This is a genomic window from Sphaerisporangium sp. NBC_01403, assembly GCF_045040145.1.
In the GTDB taxonomy this organism is placed as follows: Bacteria; Actinomycetota; Actinomycetes; order Streptosporangiales; family Streptosporangiaceae; genus Sphaerisporangium; species Sphaerisporangium viridialbum.
Genome location: NZ_CP109534.1, coordinates 8,965,009 through 8,982,184, shown reverse-complemented (window position 1 = coordinate 8,982,184; position 17,176 = coordinate 8,965,009). Strand labels below are relative to the sequence as shown.

The following is a 17,176-nucleotide window of genomic DNA, read 5'->3' as shown; positions in this document are numbered from 1 at the left end:
GACCTGTTCATCTCGGACCCGAAAGGGCATCGGCAGTGGCGCGATCATTCTCTCATCGTGACTATTCGCATACGCAGCAGCGGGGTCGGAAAGACCCTCAAAACCAGGGCAAGGGGCGCGGCGGCCGTACCGAGCGCGACCAGGCCAGGCGGGAGCTGTCGCAGAACTTCCTGATCGACCAGGGCGCGATCGCCCGCGTGGTCGCGGCCGCGAGGCTCGGGCCGGACGACGTGATCCTCGAACCGGGCGCCGGAGAGGGCGCCCTGACGCGTGCCCTGGCCGAGCACGCGGGAAGGGTCGTGGCTTACGAGATCGACCCGCTGCCGGCGGGCAAGCTGGTCGCAAGGACCCGTGACGACGCCAGGATCGAGGTGGTCCGGGGCGACTTCCTGGCCGCCCGCCCGCCTCGCCACCGTTTCGCCGTAGTCGGCAACATTCCTTACTCGGCCACGTCGCGGATCGTGGACTGGTGCCTGCGCGCACCGGCCCTCTCGTCGGCCACGCTGGTCACCCAACTGGAGTACGCCCGCAAGCGGGCGGGTGACTTCGGGCGCTGGAGCCTGCTGACCGTACGGACGTGGCCGTGGTTCTCGTGGAGCCTGGCCGGCCGCATCGGTCGCGAGGTGTTCCGTCCGGTACCCGCCGTGGACTCGGCCATCCTCCGGATCGAGCGACGGCCGGCTCCGCTGCTCCCGCCGGGGGCGATGGACGGCTACCGCGACCTCGCCGAGCTGGGTTTCGGGGGCGTGGGTGGCTCACTCCGCGCCTCCTTGCTCGCGCGCTACGGCGCCAGGAGGTTGGACGCGGCCTTGGAACGGGCGGCGATCCAACCCGGCACGGTGGTGGCATTCGTCCACCCGGATCAGTGGATCACTCTGTGGCAAGGCCTCGACGACCTCGCCACCCGATGATGTGAACGACGAGATGTCGCGACCGGTGGAGCGGGCAGACGCGGTGGCCAGCTCCACCTGGTTGGCCGCTCCACCGCGACCGGCCCGTCAGCGGGACCGGAGATGTGTCGCCGTCCGAGAGTTGGGCTGCCTGGAGGCAGAGGGGGTGTCCTGGAGGGGTTCGGCCGGGGACATTCGGTGAGGGCGGGGAACAGGTGACCTGGTTCTTCGCCCACCCGTCAAGCGGTTGACGGGTCATACGTGTGCTGCCCACCCAAGAGTCGACCTCACCGGAGAGCAAGGCCGGTCTGGGTCTGTGTAGCTTCGGGAGCGGACATGGCCACTAAGCAGGGGTCCGGCCGTGGGCATTCGACAGGGGCGGGGAATGGGCGATCTTTGGTATGCGCCCACCCGTCAAGCGATTGACGGGTGATCCGTGTGCTGCCCACCCAGGTGTTGAACTCACCGGACGGCGGTGAAACACCCCGGCCGGTCAAGGTCTGTACCTTCGGGCGCGCCCCAAGATCTGTACCTTCGGCCGCGCCCCAAGATCTGCACCTTCGGGCCCGCCCCAAAGATCTGCACCTTCGGGCCCGCCCCAAGATCTGCACCTTCGGGCGCGCCCCAAGATCTGTACCTTCGGGCGCGCCCAGTGGTGACGCGGGGCGCCATGGGTTGGGGACATACGGACGGAAGGAATCCAGAGACGAGCGAGTCCCGCCCACCGGTGGAGGCCACGGCCTGGGTGGGCAGCCTACGGACCACCCGTCAAGCGGGTCACGGGCGGGCACAAAACCCCCAATGCCACCAACCCGCACCTCACACCATCCGAACGTCGACCCCTGGCACGGCAGGCAAAACACCACGACCGGTCCGGATCTACGACGTCCCCGAATTCCCGGTCGTGACACGCAGTCGCACAGGTTGGGGCGACATACGAACGCTCAGACGGGAGGGAGGCCCCCCGTTTCCAGGTGTTCGTGGATGAGGCGGATGGCCATGGAGCCCTCGCCGACGGCCGAGGCCACCCGTTTGATGGAACCGCTCCGTACGTCGCCCACGGCGAACACGCCCATCCGGCTGGTCTCCAGGGGGAACGGCCTTCCGGGCTTCTCCCACCGTTCGCCGTCGCCCCCGGCGTGTACGGCGTCGGGACCGGTGAGGACGAACCCCTTATCGTCCAGCGCGACCTCGTCGGCGAGCCACTGCGTGTGAGGGTCGGCCCCGATGAAGACGAAGACCGCCCTCGCCTCGATCTCGCGCCGCTCCCCGGTGCGGTTGTTCTCGGCGACGACGCCCTGGAGCGCCCTGTCGCCGATCAGTTCGCGCACCTCGGTGTTGAGGAGCACCTGGACTCCCCGGTTGCGCTCGATCTCGTCGACGAGGTACCGGGACATGTCCTTGCCGAGGTCACCCGACCGCACCAGGAGCCGTACGCGCCCGGCGTGCTGGGCGAGGAAGATGGCCGCCTGGCCCGCCGAGTTCCCTCCCCCCACGACGATCACGGGGTCGCGCAGGCAGAGCTGCGCCTCGAACAAAGTGGCGGCGTAGTAGACGCCCTCCCCTTCGAACTCCTCAAGGCCCGGCACGTCGAGCTTGCGGTACCGCGCGCCCGTGGCGATCACGACCGCGTGGGCGTTGGCCACCTTGCCCTCGTCGAGGCCGATCACGTAGAACCCGTCCCGCTGGCCGAGCGAGACCGCCTCGACCGGCACCGAGAACTTGGCGCCGAACCTCTCCGCCTGGATGACCGCCCGTTCGGCCAGCTCTCCCCCGGAGATCCCCGAGGGGAAGCCGAGGTAGTTCTCGATGCGCGAGGACGTCGCCGCCTGCCCGCCGGTCGCCACGGCGTCGATCACGAAGGTCGCGAGCCCCTCCGACGCCCCGTACACCGCGGCGGCCAGGCCGGCCGGTCCCGCGCCGACGACCACGAGGTCGCCGACGATCTCGCGGGCCAGCGGGACGGGCAGGCCGATCGCCCGCGCCAGCTCGGCGTTGGACGGGTTGCGCAGCACCCGCTCCCCGCGCAGGATGACGACCGGGGTGTCCTCGGGCGTGAAGCCGAGGTGGTGGAGCAGCTCGTCGGCCTCCGTGTCCTCCTCCAGGTCGATCCACTTGTGCGGTATGCGGTTGCGCGCGGCGAACTCGCGGAGCCGCCGGGCGTCCGGCGAGTAGCGCGACCCGATGATGCGGAAACCGGCGCCGAGCTCGATCAGGATGGTGCGCCGGATGAGGTAGGCGCGCAGGATCAGGTCGCCCAGCGCGGGCTCCTTGCCGACCATGGCGCGCAGGTCGGTCACCGGCACCGCGAGCACCTCGCCGGCCTCCCTGACGACGGCCCGCAGGAACCCCGCCTGGCCGGTGAGCAGCCCGAGCTCCCCCAGGAACCGGCCGTGCCCGTGGACGCCGAGCACGTGCTCCTCGTCGTCGTAGCGCTCGACGATCGCGACCTTGCCGGACAGGACGACGTAGAAGGTCGGGCACGGCTCCCCTTCCTGGAAGAGGACGTCTCCCACCCGCGTGGGCCGCCGCTCGCCGTACCTGGCGAGGGTGGCGATCGCCTCGTCGCCCAGACGGGGGTAGGCCCCGTAGAGATCGGGCGTCTCCGGTATCTGCTCGCTCATGCCGTTCCTCGGGTCGTAGGTCGCCTACCCCCGCTCTGGACGGATCCGTACGGTCGCGAGCGTTCAGCTCGTGCCGAGGGCCTCCTCTGTCCACGCGCGCAGCACGGGGCCGGGTGCGGCGCCCGCGCGCTGGGCCACGATCTGACCCTTGTTCATGATCATCAGCATGGGGATGGCCTGGATGGAGAACCGCTCGGCCAGCTTCGGAGACCGGTCGACGTTCACCTTCACGAGTTTGACCTTGCCCGCGAGGTCACCCGCGAGCTGTTCCAGCACCGGGGTGACCATCCGGCACGGGCCGCACCACTCGGCCCAGAAGTCCACGACGACCGGGATGGACGCGGCCTCGACGACCTCGCCGAAGTCGTCGTCCCCGGCCTCGGCGATCCACGGCAGAGGCTCGTGGCATTCGCCGCAGCGCGGGATCCCGTCGGCCGCCGCGGGCACGCGGTTCTTGTGCCCGCAGTTCCGGCATTTCACGATTGTCGAGGTTGACATCCCCACGACCTCCTCACGTCGGACGGCTGAAGGACGACTACGCCGCTTCCTGGCCGGCCGGGTTCTCGTACGAGACCGTGAGGTGGTCACCGACCAGGTCGACGTGGATGACGGCCCCGTCGCGGACGTCCCCCGCGATCAGCGCGCGCCCGATCCGCGTCTCGACCTCGCGGGCGATGAACCGCCGCAGCGGGCGGGCGCCGTAGACCGGGTCGAAGCCCTGCTCGGCGATGAAGCGGAGCGCGGGCTCGCTGACCTCGAGGGTCATCTGGCGGTCGGCGAGCCGGGCCCTGATGTCGTTGAACATCAGCGACACGACCTGCTCGATCTCGGGCAGGGTGAGCGGCTTGAACAGCACCGTGTCGTCGATCCTGTTGAGGAACTCCGGGCGGAAGCGCGAGCGCAGCTCCGCCATGACCAGCTCGCGCGCCTCCGGCTCGATCTCCCCCGCGGGCGTCACGCTGTCGAGCAGGTAGTGCGACCCGATGTTCGACGTCATGATGATCACGGTGTTGCGGAAGTCGACCGTACGGCCCTGCGCGTCGGTCAGGCGCCCGTCGTCGAGCACCTGGAGCAGGACGTTGAAGACGTCCGCGTGCGCCTTCTCGATCTCGTCGAACAGCACCACGGAGTACGGCTTGCGCCGCACCGCCTCGGTGAGCTGGCCGCCCTCCTCGAAGCCGACGTATCCGGGAGGCGCGCCGACCAGCCGGCTGACCGTGTGGCGCTCCTGGTACTCGCTCATGTCGACGCGGACCATGTTCTCCTCGGTGTCGAAGAGCGCCTCGGCCAGGGCCTTGGCCAGCTCCGTCTTGCCGACGCCCGTCGGGCCCAGGAAGATGAACGAGCCGATCGGCCGGCGGGGGTCCTTGATGCCCGAGCGGGCGCGGATGATCGCGTCCGCCACCGCCTGCACCGCCTCGTCCTGGCCGATGACCCGCTCGTGCAGGATCTCGTCCAGTCGCAGCAGCTTCTCGCGCTCGCCCTCCTTGAGGCGGCTGACGGGGATGCCCGTCCACCTGGACACGATCGACGCGATCTCGTCCTCGGTGACGACCTCGCGGAGCAGGCGGTGGCCGCCCTGCTTGGACTCGAGCTGCTCCTCGGCGGCGTGCAGCTTCCGCTCCAGCTCGGGGAGCTTGCCGTGCATCAGCTCGGCGGCGCGGTTCAGGTCGTACATGCGCTCGGCCTGCTCGGCCTCGCGCCGCACCGCCTCGATCTCCTGGCGGAGCTGCTGCACCTTCTTCAGCGCGTGCCGCTCGGCCTCCCACTGGGCGCGCATGGCGTCGGCCTCGGCCCGCAGGTCGGCCAGCTCCTTCCGGAGCGCTTCGAGCCGCTGCCGGCTCGCCGGATCGTCCTCCTTGGCCAGGGCGGCCTCCTCGATCTCCAGCCGCATCACCCGGCGCGTCAGCTCGTCCAGCTCGGCGGGCATCGAGTCGATCTCGGTGCGCAGCATGGCGCAGGCCTCGTCCACGAGGTCGATCGCCTTGTCGGGCAGGAACCGGTCGGAGATGTACCGGTGGCTGAGGACCACGGCGGCGACGATCGCGCTGTCCTGGATCTTCACGCCGTGGAACACCTCCAGGCGCTCGCGCAGGCCACGCAGGATCGAGACGGCGTCCTCGACGGACGGCTCGTCCACGAACACCGGCTGGAAGCGGCGTTCGAGTGCCGCGTCCTTCTCGATGTACTTGCGGTACTCGGCGACCGTGGTCGCGCCGATCAGGTGCAGCTCGCCGCGCGCCAGCATCGGCTTGAGCATGTTGCCCGCGTCCATGGCGCCCTCGGTGGCGCCCGCGCCGACGACGTTGTGCACCTCGTCGATGAACAACAGGATCCGTCCCTCAGAGGCCTTCACCTCGGTGAGCACGGCCTTCAGCCGCTCCTCGAACTCGCCCCTGTACTTCGCGCCCGCGATCAGTGCGCCCATGTCGAGGCTGAAGATGGTCTTGTCCTTCAGCCCCTCGGGGACGTCTCCCCTGGTGATGCGCTGGGCGAGGCCCTCGACGATCGCGGTCTTGCCGACACCGGGGTCGCCGATGAGCACGGGGTTGTTCTTGGACTTGCGTGACAGGATCTGGATGACCCTGCGGATCTCGGCGTCGCGTCCGATGACCGGGTCGAGCTTGTCCGCCTGGGCTTCGGCCACCAGGTCGCGCCCGTACTTCTCCAGGGCCTCGTAGGCGACCTCGGGGTTGGCGGAGGTCACGCGCTGGTTGCCGCGGATCTGGGTGAGCACCTCCAGCAGCCGCTCATGGGTCATCCCGTGGCCCTGGAGCAGACGGCCCGCCGCGGTCTCCGCGCCCTCGTCCACGAGCGCGAGCAGCAGGTGCTCGACGGAGACGTATTCGTCCTTCAGCCGCTTGGCCTCCTGCTCGGCGAGGTCGAGCACGCGGGAAAGGCGCTGGGTGACGTAGACCTGCCCGGGAGAGGCGCCGGGGCCGCTTACCCTGGGACGCCGTTCCAGCTCGTTCTCCAGCTCCAGGCGTAGCTTGTCCGGGTCGCCGCCGGCCGCGGACAGCAGGCGGGGTACGAGCCCTTCGGGCTGTTCGAGCAGCGCGAGCAGCAGATGCTCGCCGTCTACCTCGGTGTGCCCGTACCGGATGGCCTTGGTCTGCGCGTCGTGCAGGGCTTCCTGCGATCTCTGGGTCAGTCGGTTCGGGTCCACGATGGCACTCCCGTAGGTCGTGAGCGGGTCCGCAGAGCCGACTCCAGCTCCGCGATGCGGTCGAGCAGGTCGATCACCACGCCGAGCGACGCGTAGTTGAGGGCGAGGCCGGCGTGCAGCCGCTCGATCCGGCCGAGCAGGATTAGCTGCGACGGCGGGAACCTCAGGTCGTCCCCGGTGCCGGCCACCGGGTCGAGGAGCCCGAGGGTGACCAGCCGGCGCACCTGGTCGGGGTGGAGCCCTCCTGCGCGCGCGAACGCCTCCAGGCCGATACCCGGCATCCGCACCAGAGCCGTCGTAATCGACGCGCTCTCACCGCGCCGTTCCGCTCGCGCGGACTCCTCTCGCGCTCGCGGGAACAGCCGGGCGGACTCGCCGCGTGATCGCGGGAACGGCCGCGCGGACTCGCCGCGTCCTCCTGATCTGCGGGAGCTCATCGCCTCGTCCTCCTCGGGTTGAAGTCGGAGACCGCCGCCAGCCGCTCGAACAGGCTCCGCTCCTCGTCGCTCAGCGTGGGCGGCACCATGATCTGCGCCTCGGCGTACAGGTCGCCGGGCGTGCCCTTCGGGTTCGGCAGCCCCCGCCCGCGCAGGCGCAGCCGGCGTCCTGTGGAGGTCCCCGGCGGCACCTTCAGCTTGGCCTCGCCGCCGGGGGTGTCGAAGGCGACGGTCGCGCCGAGCGCCCCCTCCCAGGGGGCCAGCGGCAGCGGTACGTAGATGTCGCGCCCCTCGACGCGGTAGCGGGGATCGGAGATCCGGACGACCAGGTACAGGTCTCCGGTCCGGCCGCCGTCGGCGCCGTGACCGCCCTGGCCGGCGAGCCTGATGCGCTGGCCGTCCGTCACCCCGGGCGGGATCGTGACCTGGAGGGTGCGCGGCCCCCCCGGCCCCTGGACGGTGATCGTGCGGCGCCCGCCGTGGTAGGCGTCGTCGACCGTGAGAGTGATCTCGGCCTCCTGGTCGGCGCCGGGGACCGGCCCCCAGCGGCGCCCGCCTCCCCGGGCCCCTCCCCCGAACATGCCGCCGAAGAGGTCCTCGAAGTCGATGTCCATGCCTTCGTCGGAGGTGAACCTGAACCCCTGGCCCTGCCCGGCCGTACTGCGGCCGCCAGCGCGTCCCCAGCCTCCGCCGCCGCCCCAGCCCGCTCCTGCGCCCGCACCGGCCCGGGCCCTCGCCCTGGACCAGGCCTCCGGATCGACGTCCTCCGGCACCGAACGCCAGTCGGGCCCGAACGCGTCGTACCGCCGCCGCTTGTCGGGGTCGGACAGCACGTCATAGGCCTCGGAGACGTCCTTGAACCTCTCCTCGGCCTCGGGATCCTTGTTCACGTCGGGGTGGTAGGTGCGGGCGAGCTTGCGGTAGGAGCGCTGGATCTCGTCCTGGCTCGCCGTCCTCGGCACCCCCAGGACTTCGTAGTAGTCGCGCGCCGCCATCGCTCCGCCTCACTCCGGCTTCGTGGAGACGACCGCCGCCGCCGGGCGTAGCTGCCGGTCGGCGTCCCCGTAGCCGGGCCGTACCACCTCGACCACCGTCCCCGGCGCGATGTCGGGGTCCGCCACCGTGCTGACGGCCTCGTGGCGGCTCGGGTCGAACGGCACTCCGACGTCGTCGTGGCGTCGGAACCCGAGCCGGGCGAGCAGCGCCACGGCCTGGTCCCGCACCGCCCGCACACCCTGGATGACGGCGTTCGGGTCGGCGTCGGCGTGCCGGAGGGCGAGGTCCAGGTTGTCGACGATCGGCAGCCATTCGCGCACCACGCGGGCCCGCTCCTCCACGCGGATGCGCTCGGCGTCCCTGGCTATGCGCTTGCGGAGGTTGTCCAGCTCGGCGGCGGACCTCAGCCAGCGGTCCTCCAGCTCGGCGATCTTCTCGTCCATGTCGGCGACGGCCGAGCGGTCGGAGTCGTCCGGTTCGGCGGCGGGCGCCTCCGTGTCGGGCTCGACGCCGAGGTCGGCGGCGGAGGGGCCTGCCGGTGTCCAGCCCTCGCCGGGAGGACCCGTGCCCGGAGGCGTCTCGCCGTGGTGGCCTTTCATGTCAGTCCGATGTCGTGAACTCGGCGTCGATGACGTCGTCGTCACCGCCGGCGGACGGACCCTGCTGTGCGGACGCCCCGGCGGTCCCGGCCCCTGCCCCCGCGGGCTCGCCCTGCGGCGCCTGGACGGCGCTGAGGCTGTGGTAGACCTGCTGGAGCTCCGAGCTGAGGTCGCGCAGCCGCTCGACGGGCGCCTCCTCCTTGATCGCCTGGCGTGCGTCGGCGATGAGCTGTTCCGCGCGCGCCTTCTCGTGCACGGGCACCGCGTCGCCGAGCTCGGTGAGCCGGCGTTCGACCTGGTAGGCCACCGAGTCCAGCTCGTTCCTCGCGTCGATCGCCTCGCGGACCCTCGCGTCCTCGCTGCGGTGCCGCTCGGCGTCCTGGACCATGCGGTCGATCTCGCCCTTGTCGAGGTTGGAGCTCTCGCTGATCGTGATGCGCTGCTCGGCGCTGGTGTCCTTGTCCTTGGCGGTGACGTTGAGGATGCCGTTGGCGTCGACGTCGAAGGTCACCTCGACCTGGGGCACTCCACGGGGCGCCGGGCGGATGTTCTCCAGCCGGAACCGGCCGAGTGCCCGGTTGTCCGCCGCGCGCTCGCGCTCGCCCTGGAGGACCACGACGTCCACGGCGTTCTGGTTGTCCTCCGCGGTGCTGAACGTCTCCGTACGGCGTGCGGGGATGGTCGTGTTCCGGTCGAGGACCTTGGTCATCACGCCGCCGAGCGTCTCGATGCCGAGCGACAGGGGCGTGACGTCGAGCAGGAGGACGTCCTTGACCTCGCCCTTCAGGACTCCGGCCTGGATGGCGGCGCCATCGGCGACGACCTCGTCCGGGTTGACCGTCATGTTCGGTTCCTTGCCGCCGGTGAGGCGGCGCACCAGGGCCTGCACGGCCGGGATGCGGGTGGAGCCGCCGACCAGGATGACCTCGTCGAGGTCGTCGGCCGTCAGCTTGGCGTCCTCCATGGCCTGCTTGACCGGCCCCATGGTGCGCTCGATGAGGTCGTGGGTGATCTCCTCGAACGTGGAGCGCATGAGGGTGGTGTTGAGGTGCTTCGGGCCGTTGGCGTCCGCGGTGATGAACGGCAGGCTGATGGTGGTCTGGGTGACGGAAGAGAGCTCGACCTTGGCCTTCTCGGCGGCCTCGAACAGCCGCTGGAGCGCCTGGGGGTCGCGCCGCAGGTCGATGCCCTCCTGCCGCTGGAACTCGTCGGCCAGGTAGTCGACGATCCGGCGGTCGAAGTCGTCGCCGCCCAGGTGGGTGTCGCCCGCGGTGGAGCGCACCTCGATCACGCCCTCGCCGATGTCCAGGATGCTGACGTCGAAGGTGCCGCCGCCGAGGTCGAAGACCAGGACCGTCTCGCTGCCCTTCTTGTCCAGCCCGTACGCGAGCGCGGCCGCGGTCGGCTCGTTGATGATGCGCATGACCTCCAGGCCCGCGATCTTGCCGGCGTCCCTGGTGGCGTGGCGCTGGGCGTCGTTGAAGTAGGCGGGCACCGTGATGACCGCCTCGGTGATCTTCTCTCCCAGGAACTTCGCCGCGTCGCCGACGAGCTTGCGCAGGATCAGGGCGGATATCTCCTCCGGCGCGTACAGCTTGTCCTTGACCTTGAACCGGACCGCGTCGTCGGGCCCCGGCACGACGTCGAAGGAGACGGCGTTTATCTCGCTCTGCACCTCGTCGAAGCGGCGCCCGATGAACCGCTTGACGGAGTAGATCGTGCCCTTGGGGTTGAGGATGGCCTGGCGCCGGGCGAGCTGGCCCACCAGGCGTTCACCGGTGTCCGTGAAGGCGACCACCGAGGGCGTGGTCCGCTGCCCTTCCGCGTTGGGGATGACGACCGGCTGCCCATCTTCTGTTGTCGCGATGACGGAGTTGGTCGTGCCGAGATCGATCCCGACTGCCTTCGCCATTTCTACCTCCCCTGGCGGCGTGCACGCTGGCACGGCGACGCGCACGCCCGCCCCGGCACCCGCGTGCCTCGGCGCGTACGCCCACACCCTCGACCCTTGTCAGCGGAGAGGAACCCCACATCCTCCAACCTGCTAGTCGTTCGCGTGCCCCGCCTCCGCCGCCCGGGCCAGGCGAGGGCGGGGAAGCGGCGAGATCCCGATCGCGGGGGAAGCGGGCGGCCCCGGACGGCCCGGTGTCTATCCGAATTGAGGATGCCGCCCTGTTCGAGAGGCCTTTCCCCGGCCATGTGTACTGTGGTTGGAGGCAGGTGAGCCGGAGTGGAGCGCGGCCGCCACCGGCTGAGCGGGGCCGCCCATCCGGCAGGTCGAAGACCCCCGCCGAGGACGAAACCCCGTCACGGGGGGACACATGCGTGGACGCGAGCCCGAATGGCACACCTTCATCCATCTCCTGAGGGCGGCCGGGGACGGCCTGGGGGGAACCCTGCTCGTCGAGGGCGAGCCCGGCACGGGCAAGAGCCTGCTGCTCGCCGAGGCCGCCTCCCACGCCTCCCGGCAGGGGTTTCTTCCTGTGACCGGCGGGGCGGAGGAGCTGGAGGAGTTCATCCCGCTGGCCCCGCTGTTCATGGCCCTGGACGAGCCGCCCGCCCACGCCCGCCGCAATGAGGAGCTGGACCCCCGTATCCAGCTGGTGGAACAGCTGCGGGTGCGGCTGAAGAGCTGCACCGCCACCCGTCCCGTGCTGGTCGGCCTGGACGATCTCCAGTGGGCCGACCCCGCGACGCTCGCGGCGCTGCGGACGCTGCACTGGGAGCTGAGCTCGGAACCGGTCGTCTGGCTGCTCGCCCGCTGCACCGTGACGGGCCCCCCGTCCGCCCTGAGCCTTCCCGGAGGTGCCCCGTCGCCGTCCAGGACCTCCACGGGCTCGTGGACGCCGGGAGCCCGCAGCGCGCCCGGGTCGCGCAAGGGGCGCAACGTCGAGGCGGAACGCCTTTTCCGCTGCCTCGAAAAGCAAGGAGCGGTCCGCGTCGAGCTGGGGCCGCTGCCCGACGACGTGGTGGCCGAGGTGGCCGCCGACGTGCTAGGCGCCGTGCCCCAGCCGGACCTGCTCGCCCTCGCCGCGGGCGCGGGCGGCAACCCTTTCCTGCTCACCGAGCTTCTCTCCGGCATGCGCGAGGAGGGCACCGTCGAGGTCGCGGGAGGCCGGGCCCGCCTGCTCTCCGCGAAGGCCCCCGAGCGGGTGCACGCCCTCGTACGGCACCTGCTGGACGGCCTGGGCCGTGACACGCGGCAGCTCGTCGAGGCGGCGGCCGTCCTCGGCCGGTCCTTCTCGCCGGAGGACGCCGCCGAGCTGGTCGGCACGCCTCCCGCCGCGCTGCTTCCGGCCTTCGAGGAGGCCATGGACGCCGGCATACTCGTGACGACGCAGGAGGCGCTGGAGTTCCGGCACGAGCTGGTCTGGCAGGCCGTCGTCGCCGCGCTGCCCCCTCCCGTGCGCCACGCGCTGCACCACCAGATCGGCAAGATCCTCCTGGACCGGGGCGGTTCGCCGATGCGCGCCGCGGGCCACCTGATCGAGGGCACCCGGCCCGGCGACGCGCGTACGCTGACCGGCCTCGACCAGGCCGTCATCGAGGTCCTGGCCTGCTCGCCGCGCGCCGCCGCGGACCTCGCCGTGCAGGCCGTCGAGCTCAGCGACCTGTCCGACCCTGGCAGGTTCGCCCGGGTCGTCACCGCCGTCGAGGCCACCACGGAGGCGGGGCGCCTCGACGAGGCGGGAAGGCTCGTGCGTTCGGCGCTGGCCCGGCCGGTGTCGCCTCCGGCCGCCGCCGAGCTGCGCTGCGCGCTGTCGGGCATCCTGTTCATGGGCGGCCAGGCGGCCGAGGCCGTCGCGGAGGCGGATGCCGCGCTCACCGAGCCGGGCCTGTCCGGCCATCTGCGCGACCGCGCCACCCTCGCCCTGCTGTACGGCCTCGCCGGCCTGCCCGGCACGCGGCGCGCCGCGAAGGAGGCCGAGGCGGTGCTGGCGGCGGCCGAGCGCCACGGGGACGCGGTGGTCGCCGGCGCGATGGTGGTCCTCGCGATGACCCGGTGGAACTCCGGCCGGCTCGCGGACGGACTACGGCTGGCCCGCGAGGCCGTGCGCCGGGCGCAGGGCGGCTCGGTCGCGGTACGCCGCACCCACCCGCGCCTGGCCCTGGCGTCGATGCTGACCGACATCCGCAGGCTCGACGAAGCGGAGATCGTCGTCAGGGAGGCCAGGGAGGAGGTCGAGGCGCTCGGCCACAGTGCCTGGGCCTCCACTCCCGCCGTGCTCCGCGCGCGGGTCGAGCTGGTGGCCGGACGGCTGGACGACGCCGTGGCGGAGGCCCAGGTCGGCCTCGACCTGGCGGGAAGCCTCGGCACTCACCTGTTCAGCTCGACGGCGGCGTCCGTGCTCGGCACCGTGGCCCTGCGGCGGGGCGACCTGCGTACGGCCGCCCAGCATCTTTCGGCCGACCGCGACCGGCTGTCCCGCCACGCCGACGCCACCGTTCCCGCGCGGTGCTCGATGCTCGCCGCCCAGGTCGCCGAGGCCCGCGACGGCCCCGTGGAGGCGATGAAGCTGGTCGGGCACCTTTATCCCGAGCTCAGGGAGCAGTGCCAGGTGCTCGTGGGCGACCCCGCCTGCGCGCCCTGGCTGGTCCGCGTCGCCCTCGCCGCGGGCGACCGCGCCCGCGCGGAGCTGGCGGTCACGGCCGCGGAGAACCTCGCGGGCGGCAACCCGGGCTTCCGTACGGTGCGCGCCGCAGCCACGCACGCCCGGGGGCTGCTCGAAGGGGACGCCGAGGCGCTGGGCCTCGCCGCCAAGGAGGGGACGGACGCGTGGGCGCGCGCCTCGGCCGCCGAGGACCTCGGCGTGGTGCTGGCCGGGTCCGGCGATCACCAGGAGGCCGTGCGGAGCCTCGACGAGGCGCTGGCAGGCTACGAGGAGACCGGGTCGGCCAGGGACGCCGCCCGCCTGCGCCGCAGGCTGCGCAGGATGGGGGTAAGGCACCGGCACTGGGCGACCGCCGAGCGGCCGGTCTCCGGCTGGGCCAGCCTGACCGACACCGAGTGCGCGGTCTCGCTCCTGGTCACCCAGGGATGGACCAACCGGCAGGTCGCCGACCAGATGTTCATCAGCGTGCACACGGTGGCGTTCCACCTGCGCCAGATCTTCCGCAAGCTGGGCATCGCCTCCCGCGTCGAGCTGACCCGCCTCGCCGTCGAGCAGGGGCGCGACCTGGAACGTCCCGGCGGGCTCGACCACCGCTGACCCGCGCCGCGGAGCGGGCTCACGGGTAGAGGCGGAGCAGGTCCTCCTCGGTCTCGCGGCGTACGATCACGCGGGCCGACCCCTCGCTGACCGCGATCACCGGCGGGCGGGTGACGTGGTTGTAGTTGCTCGCCATGGCCCGCTGGTAGGCCCCGGACGCCGGCACCGCGAGCAGGTCGCCGGGCCGCAGGTCCGAGGGCAGCGCGATGTCGCGGATCAGCACGTCACCGCTCTCGCAGTGCTTGCCGACCACCGTGACCACGCGGGGCGGGGCGTCGGAGCGGCGGGAGGCCAGGGCGGCGGTGTAGGCCGCGCCGTACATCGCCGGGCGCGGGTTGTCGCTCATCCCGCCGTCCACGCTGACGTAGGTCCGCACGCCCGGGATCTCCTTGACCGTGCCGACCTCGTACAGCGCGACCGTGGTCGGCCCGGCGATCGAGCGGCCGGGCTCCACCGCCGGACGTACGTGGTCGGGCAGCACCGCGCGCAGCGCCGCCACCACCTCGGCGGGCCGGGGCGGCACCGGGTCGCCGGGACGGTAGGCGATGCCGAGGCCACCGCCGAAGTCGAGCTTGGGAATCGTGATGCCGTGCTCCAGCTCGCGGGTCAGCAGGAAGCTCGCCATCCGGCGGGCGGCGAGCGCGAACCCGTCCAGGTCGGTGATCTGCGAGCCGATGTGGGAGTGCAGCCCGGTGAGCTCCAGCGAGGGCTCCGCCAGCACCCGCCTGACCGCCTCGGCGGCGAGGCCCGCGTTGAGCGAGAAGCCGAACTTCGAGTCGTCGCCGCCGGTGGCGATGAACTCGTGGGTGTGGGCGTTCACGCCGGGGGTGACGCGTACCATCACGCTCTGCCGCACGCCCGCGGCGGTGGCGACGGCGGCCAGCCGCTCGATCTCGGTGAACGAGTCGACCACGACGCACCCGACGCCCCAGGCCACGGCGGCGCGCAGTTCGGCGGCCGACTTGTTGTTGCCGTGGAACACCACCCGCCCGGGCGCGATGCCGCCGGCCCGCGCCACGGCCAGCTCCCCGCCTGTGCACACGTCCAGGCAGAGGCCGAGCCGGTCGAGCCAGCGGACGATCTCTGGGCACAGGAACGCCTTGCCGCCGTAGTGGACCTCGCCGCCGGGGAGCGCGTCCCGCCATTCGGCGCACCGGGCTTCGAACTCGGCCTGGTCGACGACGTAGGCGGGGGTGCCGAACTCGGCGGCCAGCTCGCGCGCGCCGACCCCGCCGATGGTCAGTCGCTCGCCGGCCCAGGCCGCCGTACGGGGCCACACATCGTCGATCACCAGTGTCATGGGCTCCGAGGCTAGGACTCCGGACCGCTCACCCGGGGAGAGCATCGAAGACTTCGATGCTGAGGCTCGCAAGCATTCATGACCGTTGGGACCGAGACCTGCCGTCGCCAGCATATGGTCAGGTACCAGCAAAATAGGAGATTCCATGACAAAGCGCCTATATGTGGCTATTGCCGCCACGCTGGCTCTCACGGCGGTCGCCGGCGGCTGCGGGCGTTCGTCGTCGGGGGCCGAGACGGGCAGGAGCACCGCCGCCGCCCAGGCCAAGACGGCCAAGGACCTGGTGCCGGAGGCGCTGCGCACGGCCGGGGAGCTCCGGGTCGCCACCTCCGAGGGGTACCCGCCGATGGAGATGTACAAGAAGGGCACCCAGGAGCTGACCGGCGTCGACCCCGACCTCGCCGCGGCGATCGCCGCCAAGCTCGGGCTGAAGGTCAAGATCACGAACGCCGCCTTCGACGGCCTGATCCCCGGACTGCAGGGCAAGCGCTGGGACCTGGTGATGTCCTCGCTGAGCGACACCGAGCAGCGCCGCGCGGCCGTGAACTTCGTCGACTACTTCAACGCCGGCGGCGCGATCATGGTGAAGAAGGGCAACCCGGAGGGCGTCAAGACCCTCGACGACCTCTGCGGGAAGACCGTCGTGCTGGCCAAGGGCAGCTCGAACCTCGCCATCGGCCAGCGGCAGAACGACAAGTGCGCCGAGAAGATGCGGATCATGCAGAGCGAGGACGCCCCGACCGGGCTGCTCAGCATCGACTCCGGGCGCGCGGTCGCCACGATCGTCGACTCCCCCGTCGCGGCGATGTACGCCAAGGAGACCGGCAAGTACGACGTGCTCTCCGAGCAGTACGACGCGGGGCCGTGGGGCATCGCGATCGACAAGCGCGACGAGGGCCTGCGGGACGCCGTGGCCAAGGCCATGGAGGAACTGCTGGCCGACGGCGGCTACCAGGCGATCCTCGACCAGTACGGGGTGAGCGCCAACGCCGTTCCCCAGGTGCTCGTGAACACCAAGCCATGGCAGTGAGCCGTTCACCCGGCATGGTCCGGGAGCCCGTGCCGCACGAGCTCCCGATCAAGGCGGTGCGCCCGCCCCGCCCCGGGCGGTGGGTCACGGCGGCGCTGGCCGCGCTGTTCCTGGTCTGGCTGGCCTACACGATCATCGTCAACGAGAACCTGCACTGGGACGTCATCGCGTCCTTCCTCGTGGACGGCAGGATCCTCGGCGGCCTGTGGGTGACGATCCAGCTCACCGTGCTGTCGATGGCCATCGGCCTGGCGCTCGGCGTGCTCGCCGCCGTGATGCAGCTCTCCGGCAGCCCGGTGCTGCGCGGGGCCTCCGCGCTCTACACCTGGTTCTTCCGCGGCACGCCGCTGCTGGTCCAGCTGATCTTCTGGTTCAACATCGGGCTGGTCTTCCCTGCGTTCAGCATCGGCATCCCCTTCGGCGGTCCCAAGCTGGTCGAGTGGCAGGCCAACGAGCTGATCACCCCGTTCACCGCCGCGCTGCTCGGCCTGGCGATCAACGAGGGCGCGTACATGGCCGAGATCGTGCGGGCGGGCATCCGCTCGGTGGACCCCGGCCAGCGCGAGGCGGCCGAGTCGCTCGGCATGTCCCACCGCCAGGTGCTCCGCCGGGTCGTGCTCCCCCAGGCCATGCGCGTGATCATCCCGCCGACCGGCAACCAGTTCATCTCGATGCTCAAGACGACCTCGATGGTGTCGGTCATCGCGGGCGCCGAGCTGCTGACCGTTGCCCAGCGCATCTACCTCGGCAACTTCGAGGTCATCGCGATGCTCGTGGTCGCCTCGATCTGGTACGTGGTGCTCACCACGCTGGCCAGCATCGGCCAGCACTTCGTCGAGAAGCGGTTCGAGCGCGGGCACCACGCGGTGTCCGCGCGGGTCCGCCGCAACCTGCGGCCGTTCGCGAGGGGAGGGGCGTCGTGAC

Annotated in this window: 12 protein-coding genes; 4 read left to right on the top strand and 8 right to left on the bottom strand. The window is 71.5% G+C overall.

Annotated elements, in window-relative coordinates; translation table 11 throughout:
- Window positions 1-35 precede the first annotated feature (35 nt).
- The gene (gene erm / locus OG589_RS40495) at window positions 36-911 is read left to right on the top strand and encodes an ErmE/ErmH/ErmO/ErmR family 23S rRNA (adenine(2058)-N(6))-methyltransferase (RefSeq protein WP_405143964.1); all 876 of its coding nucleotides are present in this window, start codon (window positions 36-38) and stop codon (window positions 909-911) included.
- A gap of 923 nt (window positions 912-1,834) precedes the next feature.
- Here erm and OG589_RS40490 read toward each other — a convergent pair.
- From OG589_RS40490 to dnaK, 7 genes are all read right to left on the bottom strand, one after another.
- Entirely contained in the window at window positions 1,835-3,514 is a 1,680-nt protein-coding gene (locus OG589_RS40490) for an FAD-dependent oxidoreductase (RefSeq protein ID WP_405143963.1), read from the bottom strand.
- A 63-nt stretch (window positions 3,515-3,577) separates the two neighbouring features.
- On the bottom strand, window positions 3,578-4,012 hold the full coding sequence (trxA, locus tag OG589_RS40485) for a thioredoxin (RefSeq protein WP_405143962.1): 435 nt from the start codon (window positions 4,010-4,012) through the stop codon (window positions 3,578-3,580).
- A gap of 37 nt (window positions 4,013-4,049) precedes the next feature.
- Window positions 4,050-6,680, bottom strand: coding sequence for an ATP-dependent chaperone ClpB (gene clpB / locus OG589_RS40480; protein ID WP_405143961.1), 2,631 nt, complete (start codon window positions 6,678-6,680; stop codon window positions 4,050-4,052).
- Window positions 6,662-7,117, bottom strand: a complete 456-nt coding sequence (locus OG589_RS40475; protein ID WP_405143960.1) for a chaperone modulator CbpM — start codon at window positions 7,115-7,117, stop codon at window positions 6,662-6,664. The genes clpB and OG589_RS40475 overlap by 19 nt, the downstream gene beginning before the upstream one ends.
- On the bottom strand, window positions 7,114-8,112 hold the full coding sequence (locus tag OG589_RS40470; RefSeq protein WP_405143959.1) for a DnaJ C-terminal domain-containing protein: 999 nt from the start codon (window positions 8,110-8,112) through the stop codon (window positions 7,114-7,116). Before OG589_RS40470 ends, OG589_RS40475 begins: the two co-directional genes overlap by 4 nt.
- 9 nt (window positions 8,113-8,121) lie before the next feature.
- Entirely contained in the window at window positions 8,122-8,712 is a 591-nt protein-coding gene (locus OG589_RS40465; RefSeq protein WP_405143958.1) for a nucleotide exchange factor GrpE, read from the bottom strand.
- Between the two features lies 1 nt (window position 8,713).
- Window positions 8,714-10,624: a molecular chaperone DnaK gene (gene dnaK, locus OG589_RS40460; protein WP_405143957.1), complete on the bottom strand. Its 1,911-nt coding sequence runs from the start codon at window positions 10,622-10,624 to the stop codon at window positions 8,714-8,716.
- A 409-nt stretch (window positions 10,625-11,033) separates the two neighbouring features.
- Here dnaK and OG589_RS40455 point away from each other — a divergent pair, with 409 nt between their 5' ends.
- Window positions 11,034-13,922 carry an AAA family ATPase gene (locus OG589_RS40455; protein WP_405143956.1) on the top strand — a complete coding sequence of 963 codons (2,889 nt, stop codon included), beginning with the start codon at window positions 11,034-11,036 and terminating at the stop codon, window positions 13,920-13,922.
- 19 nt (window positions 13,923-13,941) lie between these two features.
- Here OG589_RS40455 and lysA read toward each other — a convergent pair whose 3' ends face one another.
- A complete protein-coding gene (gene lysA / locus OG589_RS40450) occupies window positions 13,942-15,222 on the bottom strand; it encodes a diaminopimelate decarboxylase (RefSeq protein ID WP_405143955.1) in 1,281 nt (426 codons plus the stop codon).
- 145 nt (window positions 15,223-15,367) lie between these two features.
- On the opposite strand from lysA, the gene OG589_RS40445 reads away from it, so the two are divergent.
- Window positions 15,368-16,252 (top strand): ABC transporter substrate-binding protein, encoded by an 885-nt coding sequence (locus tag OG589_RS40445; RefSeq protein ID WP_405143954.1) that lies wholly within the window; start codon window positions 15,368-15,370, stop codon window positions 16,250-16,252.
- Complete coding sequence (locus tag OG589_RS40440) at window positions 16,243-17,175, top strand: amino acid ABC transporter permease (protein ID WP_405143952.1); 933 nt, start codon at window positions 16,243-16,245, stop codon at window positions 17,173-17,175. Before OG589_RS40445 ends, OG589_RS40440 begins: the two co-directional genes overlap by 10 nt.
- The last annotated feature ends 1 nt before the right edge of the window (window position 17,176 follow it).

Bases quoted from the DNA above. Each gene is read 5' to 3' on its own strand.
- OG589_RS40490 (WP_405143963.1), bottom strand. From the start codon at position 3,514: ATGAGCGAGCAGATACCGGAGACGCCCGATCTCTACGGGGCCTACCCC.
- trxA (WP_405143962.1), bottom strand. From the start codon at position 4,012: ATGTCAACCTCGACAATCGTGAAATGCCGGAACTGCGGGCACAAGAAC.
- OG589_RS40475 (WP_405143960.1), bottom strand. From the start codon at position 7,117: ATGAGCTCCCGCAGATCAGGAGGACGCGGCGAGTCCGCGCGGCCGTTC.
- OG589_RS40470 (WP_405143959.1), bottom strand. From the start codon at position 8,112: ATGGCGGCGCGCGACTACTACGAAGTCCTGGGGGTGCCGAGGACGGCG.
- OG589_RS40465 (WP_405143958.1), bottom strand. From the start codon at position 8,712: ATGAAAGGCCACCACGGCGAGACGCCTCCGGGCACGGGTCCTCCCGGC.
- dnaK (WP_405143957.1), bottom strand. From the start codon at position 10,624: ATGGCGAAGGCAGTCGGGATCGATCTCGGCACGACCAACTCCGTCATC.
- OG589_RS40455 (WP_405143956.1), top strand. From the start codon at position 11,034: ATGCGTGGACGCGAGCCCGAATGGCACACCTTCATCCATCTCCTGAGG.
- lysA (WP_405143955.1), bottom strand. From the start codon at position 15,222: ATGACACTGGTGATCGACGATGTGTGGCCCCGTACGGCGGCCTGGGCC.
- OG589_RS40445 (WP_405143954.1), top strand. From the start codon at position 15,368: ATGACAAAGCGCCTATATGTGGCTATTGCCGCCACGCTGGCTCTCACG.
- OG589_RS40440 (WP_405143952.1), top strand. From the start codon at position 16,243: ATGGCAGTGAGCCGTTCACCCGGCATGGTCCGGGAGCCCGTGCCGCAC.